Below are 14,245 nucleotides of genomic sequence, written 5' to 3' on the forward strand. Positions count from 1 at the left end.
TGGAGCCTTTTTTTATAGTACCTGAGTTCGGATCTTGAACCAAAGTCTTCTTAAAACAAATGCTAAAATTAGAACAATCCCAGTAGTAATGCTTGCCTTGAAATATTCACCGTAAATCCAGTACCCGGTACTGAATAGTGCGCTGTATACTGCAAAGCAACCAAGTATGGTAGCTAATATTCCGGATGGAACATTCCAGGAATTATTATTTCTATCTGCAATTCCCTCCATACCGATCGCTTTCCATCCCGGTCCGCCGGGCTGAGTACGTTTATAAAAGTTGATGAGTATTTCTCTTTTTTCAGGTTTAGTAAGAAAGGTGACCAATAACCATGATAAGGTGGTGATGCCAACCACAATCGGATATGTTGCCCAACCAGGGAGTAAACCTGCGATTTTAGTATTTGTGGCATTATCTACACCTCCAAACATATAAATACCTATACCTGTAAAATTAAAAACTACCGAAATAATTCCTGAAACCAACATGGCTGTAATTTCACTCCAGGCATTAATTCGCCACCAGAACCATCGGAGTAAGAAGATAAGACCGGTTCCTGCACCAAACATCAGTATGATATTGAATAGTTGAAGTGCATTCTGTAATACCAGAGCCAGGACTGCACTAATGAGCATGAGTACTACGGTACTTATTCTTCCAACGTTTACAAGTTCTTTTTCAGAAGCAGTTTTTTTGATATATCGGGAGTAAAAGTCATTCACAATATAGGAGGATCCCCAATTTAAATGTGTGGAGATAGTAGACATGTAAGCAGCTACCAAAGATGCAATAACCAATCCCAATAACCCCGCTGGCAATTTGGTTAGCATTGCAGAATATGCCAGATCCTGTCCAAGCTTATCTTCGCTTACATTAGGGAAGGCTATCTGAATACTGTCCAGATCTGGATAAACGATCAGTGAAGCGAGAGCGACCAGAATCCACGGCCATGGTCTTAATGCGTAATGAAGCACATTAAAAAAGAAAGTGGCTCCAATTGCATGATTCTCGTTCTTTGCCGCCAGCATTCTTTGCGCTACATAACCACCACCTCCTGGCTCTGCACCAGGATACCAGGCGCTCCACCATTGAACTGCCAGTGGGATAATTAATAGAGTAATGAGTGCCTCGGTGTTAGAGAAATCTGGAAGCATACTCAGTTTACCTGATACATTTTCGTGAGTCAGTAGACTTTCGAGTCCGCCAACCTCAGGTAAATTCACACAATAATAGGCTGCTCCAACACCACCAATAATTGCCGTGAAAAATAGTATGAAATCTGTGTAAACTACTCCTTTAAATCCTCCGAGAGTACTAAATATCACTGTTACGATTCCAGCTAGTGCCAAAGTTTCGATGGCAGAAAGACCAAGCATCACCTGTCCAATCTTAATAGCGGCAAGGCTTACTGCCGCCATGGCCATCACATTGAAAACGACCCCTAAATACAATGCACGAAATCCTCTTAAAAACTTCGCAGGTTTTCCTCCATATCTCAATTCGTAGAACTCAATATCTGTATCAACATTGGATTTACGCCATAACCTGGCATATACGAATACTGTAAGTAGGCCGGTTAGTAAAAATGCCCACCAGACCCAGTTACCAGAAACTCCGTTATTACGAACGATATCAGTTACCAGGTTTGGGGTATCAGTGGAAAAGGTGGTAGCCACCATAGAAACACCAAGGAGCCACCAGGGCATAGTCTTGCCAGATAGAAAATACTCTTTGGAATTTTTACCAGAGGTTTTGGAAACGTAAAAACCAATTCCAAGGGTAAGCGCGAAAAAAGAGAAAATAAGGATATGATCTATTGTAGCTAATTCTATCATTCTAAGAGCATCGTATTTGCTACAATAACGAAAATTAATTCGATATATGTAAGACCTATATTAGCATACAATAAAAAAGGGATAACTGTGTTATCCCTTTTTCGGTTGGTTAGTTAAAGAATAAGGTAATTATACACCTATGCTATACTTACTCGATAACCAAAACTTCAAGCTTTAAATGTAGACATTTTAATGGAAATACCTAATACTGGTTTCCACTTAAAATTCAATGGTTTAGGAACAGATTGAGTTTTAAAAATTCTAGTAATTTTAGAACTTCCAGGCTACAAATCTTGTCTTTTTGTTTCCTAATTCCATGTGAATTATTTCAAAATCTGCATTGAGTTTGTTTAACTGTTTTTCTATGGCCGGTAAGTTTTCCTGTTTTGAAACCAGAGAAGTGAACCACTGAACTTTTTTGTTCACGCTTACACTATCTCTTATCATTCTCTTTAGAAATAAAGCTTCGCCGCCACGGCACCATAGTTCATTGGAACGTCCCCCAAAATTTAATCTTCTGGTCTCGATTCCAAGATTAGTATTTTTCCTGAAATTAGCTTTGTTAGCTTCTTCTGCGGAATCATGAAAGGGTGGATTACACATACTGAAATCAAAAGACTCGTTTTCTTTTATCACATTTTTCAAGATGGATCCACGGTCTTCCTGTAATCGAATTTCTATTTGGGATTGAAGCTTGTTGTTGACGACGTTTTGCTGCGCTGCTTCAATAGATTTGATTTCGATATCACTACCAAGCATTTTCCAGTCCAGATGCTTTGCAGCCAGTATTGGGTAAATACTGCTGGCTCCGACACCAATATCGAGTCCGGAATAGTGATCTTTTCCAATCTTCTTATCCAGAAAATCTTTAAGATGTAACAAATAATCCATTCTCCCGGGAATGGGAGGGCAAAGATATCCTTGCGGAATATCCCAATTCTTAACCTGGTAATGGTAGTTTAAGAGCGCTTTATTTAAATTGAGTACAGCTTCAGGAATACTAAAATCTATAGTAAGATTATCATATTTGTTTCTGAAGACATAAGGTTTAAGATCGCTATTGACCTTAACTAATTCAGTAAAATCGTATTGTTCCTTGTGAGGGTTATCTGGATGCATAAATTCTTTTCAGAAGGTAAAAATAGGCGAAATATAAATGTCTCAACGGTGATCAGGCATCTATCCAAACCAAATATCATTTTCCACCAATTCTTCGGAAGAATTTAATTTTACGGGAGAGAGATTTTCCTTCGTGTTCAAATACCGACTTACAATACGATCTGCGTAGCTGGAAGTTTTCGCCTGCACCAAAAAATTCCGGAATTCATCGGGATGGTTAAAGTCATCTGAGGGTCCAATGTACCCGTAGCCGGCATACTTTCCTTTATTTAAATAAATAAAACTTTTTTCACCTTTAGTTCGACCCTTTTCCATCAATAGGCATGACTCATCATAAGTACCAATAAAATCTACTGCTCTGGCCACGCGTGAATTATATTCCGTAACGGAAATTTCTTCTTTACAAACCCCGCTGCAGGCTTCTAGTTTGTAATGATTACAAGCGGAAGTAGCGCTTTGCAATCCAGTATATTTTGGGCAGAGATCAAAATCCTTACACAAATTCTCTAAAAAGCTTACCGCTTCTTCACGGGTATAGAATTTCATCCAGCTTACTGGTGCAATTTTGTTTTTATGCAAGGCAAATACTTCAATGCCTTTTTGATTATGATAAGAGGTGAGCGTATAAGGTCTCGAAACTTTCTTCTGCGCCTTATTATATTTCGGATAAAACTTCAGAATCAATTCGGCTTCACGAAGGAGCGCAAGAAATTCAGAACCAGTCAGCTCATAATCGATGCTATAGGTTTCCTGCATCAATTGGTACTTGCGATTACTACGTTCCTGGAAGTGCGATTTTATTCGGGTTTTGATGTTTTTCGCCTTTCCAATATATAATGGAATACCATCTTTATCCCTGAAAAAGTAAACGCCGGTAGATTTTGGAAGCTTTTCAAAATCGGCATTTTTAAAGTGTGGTGGTAAATATTCTGCACCACTTTTTCTATTCAGAAATTCGGTGACAACTTCGAGTTCAGGATCCAGCGAAAGACAGCGTTTTAACAAAATCACAGTTGCTTCACAATCGCCCTGTGCACGATGTCTATCGTAAATTGGAATGTTGATGGAAGTGCAAATATTTCCCAGACTGTAAGAAAACAAACCTGGAATTAATTTCTTCGTAAGTCTTACTGTGCAAAGACGCTTTCTCTTAAAATCCATGTCAAGCATCGCAAACTCAGCTCTCAATATATTGTAATCAAAGTTCACATTATGAGCGACGAAAATACAGTCTTTTGTGATTTCCATGATCTGTTCTGCGACTTCGGAAAACTGAGGGGCGCTGCTTACCATTTCATCATTGATTCCGGTAAGACTTTCAATATACAATGGAATGGACTGGCTGGGATTCACAAGCGATGTAAAGGTCTTTGTGATTTCACCATTCTCAAGAATGATCACGCAAACCTCTGTGATCCTGTTTCCTTTGATACCGTTCCCGGTAGTCTCAATATCAACAACCGCGTATTTCAACTCCTCCATGGCTGCAAATTACTACAATCTGCAGAAAAAATAAAGGAAAAAATCCAAACTAATGGAATTAATCCAAAAACGTTAATAATTCGAGCATTTGAGTTCAGCCTACAATTTTCGTTTTTTCTTCTTCATTTTATTCAGCCAGATGATGGTTCCAGTCACGGGTAGGGAAGTGGCAATCAGGCAAGCTAGGAAATAGATGATCTTTGATAGAATTCCAAAAATTTCGCCAGTATGTAAAGGTTTTATGAGAGATGCGACCTGTACATTTAAATCCTTATCGTCAAAAAGTTCCTTTTTTAACACAGATCCATCCCTGTCCAAAACCAGCAGATCTGAAGTTGATGGAGACCAGTTGTCGTCACCATATTTTCTTATTTCCAATACATTAATTTCTTCTTGTGGGATGCTGATACTTGTTTTTCCGGCATATTTGAACTCTGAATTGGAAATGGTATAGGCTTCTGAAAGCGAAATTACTTTAGAACCTGTTTTTTTAGAAGTGATTCCAGGACCACCTCTTCCTCCAAAGATCTTCGTTCCCAGAACCTGGCTCCCTGCTTCCCGATACCATTCAAATGACCAGCAAAGTCCTGTGAGGATCATGATCACCAAAACTATACACGAATAGAAACCAAGAGTGTTATGTAGATCGTGATTAATTCTTTTCCAGTTTGCAGACCATTTGATCTTAAAACCTGGTTTGAAAGCTTTCCATTTCCATTTCTTCGGAAACCAGATAATAATTCCACTAATGGATAGAAATAAAAAGATGATTGTAGCAACACCTACAATGGGTCTTCCAATGCTCGTATCTAAAAGAAGCCAGCGATGCATTTTAAACATTATACTGAAAAATCCGTCCAGAGGTGAAGGTTCAGGTTTTAGAATATCTGCCGAATACGGATCCATCATAAAGGTGGTTCCACGACGATCTTCTGGTGAGGTCTTTACCCGAAATTCATAAACTTCAGAAGCTTCAGTTGGAATTGAAACAGAAGAAACAGGACCTTTTTCCGACATTCTGGAAGTTAATTCATCGATCGATAACTTTTCCGAAGAGGGAACAACGTGAAGTTGTTCAGCAAAAATTGATTCGATCTCTTTTTCAAAAACCAACATGGTCCCGCTAAAACAAACCAGAAATAAAATAATTCCGCTAGCCAGACCCAACCAGAGATGGACGTCTGTCATAAACTTTCGAAAAGTATAGGCTTTCTTTTTTTTCATTTTTAATATTTAAGGTTAGGAACCTTGCTAATTTGAATATTTGGTAAAGTATTTACTAGAATTAAAGTTTTTGAATAAAGTTTCTCTAATGATGCTTATTAATACGGAAACATGCAGATGCGCTATATTATTAGTCAAAGATCTACTCATTATTGATAGTATATTTTCGCAAGTCGAGTTTGATCATAACTAAACATCATTCGATTGATCATCTAATCTAACCTTCTAATTCATCTAAGTTTATTTAGACTAAGTATAAACAGGGCGGTAAATGTAAATAAATCCCTAAAAAATAAAAATTATTTAGAATGATTTCAAATAGAAAAATTTGAAAGTTTTGGTAAGTAGTTGATTTTTAAAAGAAAGAGCTTTCGTGATCCGAAAGCTCTTTCCTGATTTACTGAAATAAATAGATCAGGATAATTGTACAAATTCCTGTAGAAAGAATAGCATACTTCATAATATCGTAGCTCCTTTCTAATCGTTCAATCTTTTCAGTAAATTCATGGTCTTCGTTTAATCTATCCATGACGTTTAATTTGGGATTGTCAATATCTAAAAATTTTGTTAAAACCCCAAACTACATATTTACTTTATTATTCTTGCTCTGTGATTTCTACTCGAATTCCGCTGGTATGTCCGGAAAATTCAGGAGCATACATAGATTCTATTGTGCTAATTCCATTCGAGAAGGATCCAGCATTATTGGCTCTTACGGTATATTCAAGGACATAAGTTCCCTTTCTTAGCTTATCAAAGAAGAAATGGGTAGCAGCATCTCTGGTGCTCTCATAATAGCTGGTACTATTTTGATACTTATGTTCACTAATCACATTTGTTGGCTCAAAACCACTGGCACGCATATCCTTCAAATGAATAAATTCCATATCTGCTTCAGAACGTACAACTAATCGAACACTTACCAGGTCTCCAACTTTCAGTGGAGTATCAGTATCTATCCTTTTAAGTTCATTATTTCCAGTATTCAGATATAATTCTTTTTCGATATTAAGCGGACTCTCAGAATGAGTTTTGATCTTATCCAGATTTTCAAAATACTGCCAGTAGGCGCCACCATAGCCTGCGGTAGTATTATTATTCTCTATTTTAATATTTCCGAAATCTTCTGAAAATTCTCCGGCTTTCCAGGTTGTTTTCACATAGCCAGATCCAGCTTCAGCAGGTGTATTACTCAATTCTTCCATGTCCAGTTTATCTCCGCCAATCACGAATTGAGTATTCGAGGATACTGGAAGTATATCCATTCCCTGCATAAGTAACGCGTAGACCGCTGCAGTTGTAGATTTAGTAGTTTCCCAGTAGTTGGTTCTTTTATTCTGAATTAACCAGATCTTGAGTTCTTCAATTGATTCCATATCCTTAGAAACTTCAGCAAATGCCTGAATTATTTGAGACTGCACTTCAACAGGAGTATTAAATGATCTCCAGCTTGCCGTATTTTCTTTCCAGTACATACCGTAAGTTTCAGATTTTACTGCTGTTTGTTTCAGCGATTCTAAGATCTCCAATGCTTCTACGGAGTGCCCGAAACGATCTAAGGTTATTGCCAGTTCTGCTTTTTCTGAAAGACTATAATCTGTCCATCGTTGCTTTTGATATTCCAGAGATTTGTTAACGAGGTCTTTTTGTTCAGCCGGGATTGGAAATTCTTCCTGGTGCATACTTCTGGTATGTGCATAGGCAAGCACAGTGTAGCTCTTATAAAAGTCAGTTGAATTCTCTGACTCTCTTCTTTTCTTCTGCTCCATCAATTCCTTATCCAGATAAGCAATCGCATTGGCAAGAATTCTTCGATCATCCAGCTCAATATTCATGTTCTTCAGTTTTCCGAAGCCCTCGATGATATGAGAAGTGATATAATAATTATCTCTACCGCCAGCGAACCATGGAAATGCTCCCGACAAATTTTGCATTCTGCGTAACCTGGTCATCATAGAAGTCAATTCTTTGTCCATTCGCCCGGTTTCAAACAATAAACCTATTCGTTGTTGCTGTAGACTTTCAGATTCAGCATCCTGTACCCACGGAGTCTCAGCAAGCAAAAGGCTCTTGAGTTCTTCATTTTTCTGAAGATTGCTCACCATACTGGAATCTTTTCTCCATGCTTCATAAACTTCAGCAATCTCCGGTTTTGAGTTCACAATTTTCTGTCCAACAGAATTAGCGAAGATCTTTGAAAATATCTGTTCAGAACAATCATGTTCGTACTCCATGAGGTATGGCAAACTTTGTAAGGCAAACCAACCGGGATTGGAAGTATATTCAAATGTAAATTGATGATTCTTCAGGGTTTCAGAGTCATTCGATTTCAGGTTTTCAAATTCAAAGTTTTCAGTTTCTCCTGCTCTTACAAATAGTGGGATACTTTCGTAAACCAGCATCCTGTTCTTCAAAACGGGAAGTAAATTTTCTTCCCCATCACTAAAATCACCTGCTTTCGCAAGGATTCTATAGGTCACCGCAGGAATAGTTTCGGGTACAAACAGTTTCCAGCTTACCACCCTGGTCTTTCCTGCCTGGATCTGGAAGGCTTGCAGCGTTTCAGTATTTCCCATCGGGATATCTGCCGGTTCCATCGTCACGGCATCAAACAACTTCAGTACTGCGTTACCGGTCATTGGTTCACTGGAAAGGTTGGTTACTTTCACCTTGAAAATGATACTATCACCTTCTCTTAAAAATCGCGGTGCATTTGGTACTACATTTAGATCCTTGCTTGTGGTTACAATTTTCTCGAGTTCACCGGTGCTCCAGTTGCTGTTATGAGCCAGTAATCGTAATTTCCAGCTGGTTAGTGCTTCCGGAGTAGTAAAGCTGAACGATAAACTTCCATTTTCATCCAGTCTAAGATCCGGGAAGAAAAAAGCTGTTTCCTGTAGATTTGTTCTTGCATCAACATTTTCAAGGTCTTCCAGGGATTTGCTGGTGGTTATGATCACAACACCATCAGCCGCTCTGCTTCCATAAATTGCTGTAGCTTCAGCACCTTTCAGAATTTCAACGCGCACAATATCTTTTGAATCCAGTTCATAGTCTTCAACAGGCTTACCGTCTACGATAAACAATGGACTTCCACTTATGCTTGAACTACCTCTAATCTTAAACTCGGTGTTGGCTCCGGTTCTGGATACCTCTACGCCGGCAACCTTGCCTTGTAACAAGGCTACAGATTGACTTTCCTGTTCGGTAACTTCCATAACTTCTTCTGCTGCTGCCTCACCGTAACCTGTAACTACGACTTCATCCAGGCTGGAAGAATCTGCTTCAAGATCAATAAACACTTCGGTTTCATCACCAAGTTGGTATTCCTGACTTACAAAACCTACAAAACTAAAGGTGAGAAGTGAGTTTTTAGGAGCATCGATTCCAAATTCACCGTCAAAGTCTGTCTGTGCTCCAACACTCGAACCTTTCACCATTACATTGACTCCTGGAAGTGGTTCTCCATTTTCATCAACTACTCTTCCCTGCACACGAGCTCCGGAATCCGCTTTATTGCTAACTTTTAAAGTGCTCAGATAATTCCTGTACTGATAACTGTTAGGCTGTCCAAAATCAAAACCAAATTGAGAGAGCTCATCAAAGCGAAGATTAACTCGTCTATAATAATTATACCTGCCAAAATACCTATTCAGGTTGGTGCTTCGACCTAAATTATCAAAATATAAGGATGGATAATCAGATCTAAATCCAGTAAACCCGGTATCTGTATTCCACTCATCCTTTTTAAATTGATCAAGCGAAATATCATACATAGAAGCCAGAACTTCAGCTTCTTTTTTCTCACCTGGAGTTGATACATTAAAACTCCAGGTTTCTTCCAGTCCAGGTCTTATTTTATTTCTGAAGGTTTCCGTAGAGATTTCAAGATCTTCGGAATCTTTTCTGAAGTTTACAACCTCGCTAAATTCAATTTGCCGGTTGTTCATTACTGAAGAAAGAACCAGTTTAAATTCAGGGTCTTCCAGAGCTTTTAGCGGAATCTTCAATTTTAACTTCCCGTCAAGCTTATAGTATTCTCTAAAAATAGAAGTACGTCCGTTTCTGAACGCTGAAACGCGAATTCGTAAATTATTTATAGGAGAGCTGATCTCAACCTGCGCGTTTTCATCTGAAGCTAATGTTTCTTTATTGATAATACTTACCAGAAGATCCTGATCGGTAAAGGCTTTATTACTTTTAGGATCCTGAATACTAATAACCTTTAGTAATTCTTCTGTTTTATTTTCATGTCGGAGTTCGAAACTTAGTAAGTAACTACCTTCTTTCCAATTTCTGGTAGCGATCTCATCCTCAAAATCCCCATCTGAATCAAAGGTGGATTCGTACACTTTCTCCAATTTTTCCCAGTTTTCTGGTTTAGTCAGCTTTCGGTAAGGTTCATTCGGGAATAATCTTTCAAATTCATCTTTAGAAATAAGTTCGAATTCAGGAGCCTCCCACCATCTTTCCTGGTAGTGCTTTTCAGGACTCTTGAGTCTATAGATCTTATAAGTACCCGTTGCAGGTACCTTTCGATCATTTAGATTTCTTGTTGCCAGATCGATTTTCAGCGTATCGTTAATATCAATCTTATCTGCAATTTCAAGCTTTGGAAGAAAATTCTTATTCCCGATTTTAAGCGACTGCTGTGCATCTCTCGTTTCTCCACTCACATCGGTTACAGAGGCAGATACGGAGTATCGATATATAAGATCATTAAGGTTGGTGTTCTGGTCTGCATTCGCTTCAAAAGGAATGATAAATTCACCATTTTCATCAGTTTCAGTAGCATCAGTTTTAATAATTACTGGATCTGAATAATAACTTCTCCACCACGAATAATTCATTCGTTCCCTGGTAACAGTGTAAGCAACTTTAAGATTAGGAAGCGAGGCACCAATATAAGCTTCAGCAGAACCCTTAAGTGCAATTTCTTCGCCTAACTCGTAAGCTTTATTTATGGTGTCAAAACTGACTTCAAAAGTTGGTCGTTTATATTCTTCAACACTAAAGTATTTGTAATCATCCTGAAAGTCATCCAACTCATCCCAGAAATCGGAATCAGTTTCAATATATTCTTCGGCATAAATAGAGAACTGGCCGGTAAGGTTATTGACTGGAAGATCAAAGCTACCTGTAAAAGATCCATACTCATTGGTCTTGAATCTAAATTCATGAATTTCATTTTCATTCGGGTCATCTACGAATACGTCTATATATTCATTAGGAACTACGCTGGTAGAATCATTTCTATGCTGAAGAAAAACACCTTTAAAATGCACTTTCTGACCCGGACGGTAGATCGCACGATCCAGGAAGAAAAGTACCTTCGCCTGTGAATCTCGATCTTCATTATTACTATAATTATAACGATTACCACCGCGGTTATAAGATGAAGAGTAGAAATCATCTCCCTCAGTAAATTCGGTATGTTCTTCCCAATATCGATTACCGGTATAGTTATCCAATGCTATCTCACCATTAAGATCAGAGGTTCTGGAAAGGATGGTGGTATTGCCCTTTTTTACTCTTAGAACAACATCGTTTAGATTTTCTCCTGACTTTCGATCAACTATATGAAACAGGTTCTTTTTCTCAAAATCTGTTCTGGAGACGGCAATGTTGGTTACCAGGTAAGTCCCGGAAGTATGATTGCCTTCTGAATCGTATAAATGAACAAGATACCTTCCGAAGTCATTTTCCGGAATTACAATTTCAGTTGAATGTTCATTATAATCTGTTTCTCCTGGTAAAACGATCTGTACGCTATCTGAAATTTTTGCAGCTTCTTTTTTTATAAAATCTGCTCTATCTCTATAATTTACCTTATCCAGGAAATTCATGCTAACCTTACCTATTTTCATATAGATAGTATCTACATTTTTATAAGTAAGCTTAGTTCGACCTGGTTCATTCCGGGTCAGGATATTTTGCAATTGCGCCTCCAGACTTGGAGCGGTAAGTCCTTTCAATAGATTCTGAGCATTCTGCCGGGTAAGCGTATTGTTATAATTAGACTCAATAAGTTTTAAAAGATTAACAGCTTTAGCATTATAATCTGGATACTTCAGTAGTCCTTCTTTATCTCTTTCTGAAGCTTTTTCAGCATAGGCATTAGCCAGTTCAAACATAAGCTGAGCCTTAATTTTCCGGTCTTTAGAATTTTTTTCCAGCCTCTCAATAGCACTGATGTATTTCTGAAAGTCAGCATGAAATTCAGCATGAACAAACTCAATACGTTGTAGTTTCCAGTAATTTAGTGATACATCACCTTTGTCTTTTGAGTGAATTCTTTCCAGTTCCTGATATTGTCGTAGAGCAAGCAGCTTTGAATTCTCAACCTCAGCAATTTCAGTATTTACAAATCGCGAGTCTGTAGCAAAAAGAACCTCTTCGTTAACTTCTGTTTTCGCAGCTTCAAATTCTAAATTGAAAAAGCTACCATCTTTAAGAAACTCCAGATAACGTCCAGCAAGAAGATCATAGATAGAAGGTCTGAAATCTCTGGTTATAGTTTTTGCATTTAAAAGCACATCAATTTCAGAATTGGAGAAATTAACAAGTTTGCCAGGATTGGCAACAGAATTTTTATGAGCTGTATGAATACTGTTTTTAATAGTTTCCAGAGACCAGGTAGTCAAATCTTTTTGATCTGGATCGTCAATCTGTTTCTGTTCGCGGCGGCTCCACCGGTTCTGTCTGTAATAATCACTTAGTAATTCAGCTTTGTAACTTTGAAGCACCTGATCAAATGGAAAAGGAATCTGAGCGATAGAATTGTTGATATCCTGAAGTATGTAGCTTTCAGCGTTTTCGTGATTGATCTGGTATAGACGGTAATGGTAGATCTTAGACTTAATAAGCTCATCATACCTTTTATCATTTTTCGCGCGCTGCATTAAACTATTAGTACGCTCTAAGGCAGTCTCAACTTTTCCCACCTTCTCAAGTGAATTGATCTGTAGCCAACTTTCTTTATAACTAGGGTTTTGAGCGAATAGTAAACTTTGGGATATGATGAAGATCCCTAAAAGCAATTTTTTCATAGGTAGCAGGTTAGGTTGTATAGCAATTAAAAGGTACTAAAAGATTTAGCACAGCAATAGTTATGCCTGTAATTTTACAACTTTATCTGAACCTTGAAAATTTAATTATTGAGAGACGTACGCAGTTTATGAAATTCTTCCTCTAAAAAACTCATTTGTTGTTTAATGTCGGTATTCCTGCTATCTGGAATACGATGATAAAAGGCATATTTGATCTCCCAGAGCTCTTTTACATCGGCGTAAGGAATCTCAATATCTTCAATGCCTTTGTGATCTGCTTTTAAAATGAATTTTTTAGCCGACTGGTATATTCTTCTCAGGAATACTTTTTCTTCGGAAACTACCAGGAACAAGCATGCACTCGCGAGATTTAGATATTGCTTCTTCTGAACTTTTACACCTATCACCACATCTTTCGGGTAAAATCCATCAGAATCTGTGCTCATTTCGAGGTCATGAATTACGAAAGCTCGTAGATCTGCCTCATCATAGATAGGTAGATGAATTTCCGGTAAATCTGCTATAAAATTATCTTTAGTGTGATGCTGAATATATTCCTGTTGACCTTCCGGGGTGATGCAGGGCACTTTCTTGCAAATATTCGGTTTAGCTTTAAGGTCATCGTGCTCAGGTTTGCCTCTAAACTTCAGTAGTTCATTCACCGTAAGTTCGCTGGTAAGCAGATCATCTATAGGAATGCTAAAATAATTAGCAATCTTAATAATGGTTTCTATCTTAGGTTCGCTTCGTCCTTCTTCATAAGCGCCCAGTGTACCACGTTTAAGATCAAATAGTTCAGCAAATGCTTGCTGACTCATACTACGAACCGATCTTATTTTCCTGATGTTTTTTCCGAATAACGACATTAATTGCTAATATTATTTGCAGAATTGAATATTTATTGTAAATTAGTCTAACAATATTAGCAAATACATTTTACTATTGCTAATTTTTTTAGTCTGAATCGTTCGAACACTCAGAGATCTGTTATTAACCAACTAAAGAATTAGAATTATGATCTCATTTATTATCGATATAGCCACCGAGCTTATCACGTTTCTTTAACAAAGTCTTAATACTTTTTTGTATTATTAGGCTCTCAAAATAGTAGTACTAACCGTAATAACCACCTATGAAAAATCACTTTAATATTACGAGAGATTTTTTGCTGGAATTGAATTTTAATATCACCCGGGAGAATCCGGAAGATGGACTTTTAGTGATTCAAAAAGAAAATTCTGGAATTAGAAATCTCATCGTAGGCGTTGCTCCGCCAATCTTAATTATGGAGCAGTACATTTTCAAGATCAATAACCAGTCTGAAAAGATATTTAAAAGTTTGTTGCAAAAGAATCGCGATATCGTTCACGGAGCTTTTGTGCTGGACGAGTCTGGTGAAAAAGTCATTTACCGCGATACCCTTCAGATTGAGAACATGGATCTGAACGAATTGGAAGGGAGCTTAAACTCACTCAGCTTATTAATGAGTGAATATTCAGATCATATCATAGAATTCTCAAAATATTAAAATTCAG

Annotated in this window: 8 protein-coding genes; 1 reads left to right on the plus strand and 7 read right to left on the minus strand. The window is 37.7% G+C overall.

The genetic code is table 11. The annotated features are described in order from the left end of the window. Positions 1 to 12: 12 nt before the first annotated feature. The 7 genes from ABVM50_RS07300 to ABVM50_RS07330 all read right to left on the minus strand — a co-directional run bounded on the left by ABVM50_RS07300 (position 13) and on the right by ABVM50_RS07330 (position 13,576). Positions 13 to 1,836 carry a sodium:solute symporter family protein gene (locus ABVM50_RS07300; protein ID WP_405200582.1) on the minus strand — a complete coding sequence of 608 codons (1,824 nt, stop codon included), beginning with the start codon at positions 1,834 to 1,836 and terminating at the stop codon, positions 13 to 15. Positions 1,837 to 2,106: 270 nt separating this feature from the next. Then, positions 2,107 to 2,955, minus strand: coding sequence for a 23S rRNA (adenine(1618)-N(6))-methyltransferase RlmF (rlmF, locus tag ABVM50_RS07305; protein ID WP_405200583.1), 849 nt, complete (start codon positions 2,953 to 2,955; stop codon positions 2,107 to 2,109). Between the two features lie 60 nt (positions 2,956 to 3,015). Beyond that, positions 3,016 to 4,437: an exonuclease domain-containing protein gene (locus tag ABVM50_RS07310; protein ID WP_405200584.1), complete on the minus strand. Its 1,422-nt coding sequence runs from the start codon at positions 4,435 to 4,437 to the stop codon at positions 3,016 to 3,018. A 99-nt stretch (positions 4,438 to 4,536) separates the two neighbouring features. Beyond that, a complete protein-coding gene (locus ABVM50_RS07315; RefSeq protein WP_405200585.1) occupies positions 4,537 to 5,661 on the minus strand; it encodes a PepSY-associated TM helix domain-containing protein in 1,125 nt (374 codons plus the stop codon). Positions 5,662 to 6,058: 397 nt separating this feature from the next. Continuing rightward, on the minus strand, positions 6,059 to 6,190 hold the full coding sequence (locus ABVM50_RS07320) for a hypothetical protein (protein ID WP_405200587.1): 132 nt from the start codon (positions 6,188 to 6,190) through the stop codon (positions 6,059 to 6,061). A gap of 67 nt (positions 6,191 to 6,257) precedes the next feature. Further along, the gene (locus ABVM50_RS07325) at positions 6,258 to 12,710 is read right to left on the minus strand and encodes a carboxypeptidase-like regulatory domain-containing protein (RefSeq protein WP_405200588.1); all 6,453 of its coding nucleotides are present in this window, start codon (positions 12,708 to 12,710) and stop codon (positions 6,258 to 6,260) included. A gap of 101 nt (positions 12,711 to 12,811) precedes the next feature. After that, positions 12,812 to 13,576: a helix-turn-helix domain-containing protein gene (locus ABVM50_RS07330; protein ID WP_405200589.1), complete on the minus strand. Its 765-nt coding sequence runs from the start codon at positions 13,574 to 13,576 to the stop codon at positions 12,812 to 12,814. A gap of 266 nt (positions 13,577 to 13,842) precedes the next feature. On the opposite strand from ABVM50_RS07330, the gene ABVM50_RS07335 reads away from it, so the two are divergent. After that, the gene (locus ABVM50_RS07335; RefSeq protein WP_141876988.1) at positions 13,843 to 14,238 is read left to right on the plus strand and encodes a YbjN domain-containing protein; all 396 of its coding nucleotides are present in this window, start codon (positions 13,843 to 13,845) and stop codon (positions 14,236 to 14,238) included. Positions 14,239 to 14,245 lie beyond the last annotated feature (7 nt).

The sequence above is a fragment of the Christiangramia sp. LLG6405-1 genome, from assembly GCF_045055805.1.
In the GTDB taxonomy this organism is placed as follows: Bacteria; Bacteroidota; Bacteroidia; order Flavobacteriales; family Flavobacteriaceae; genus Christiangramia.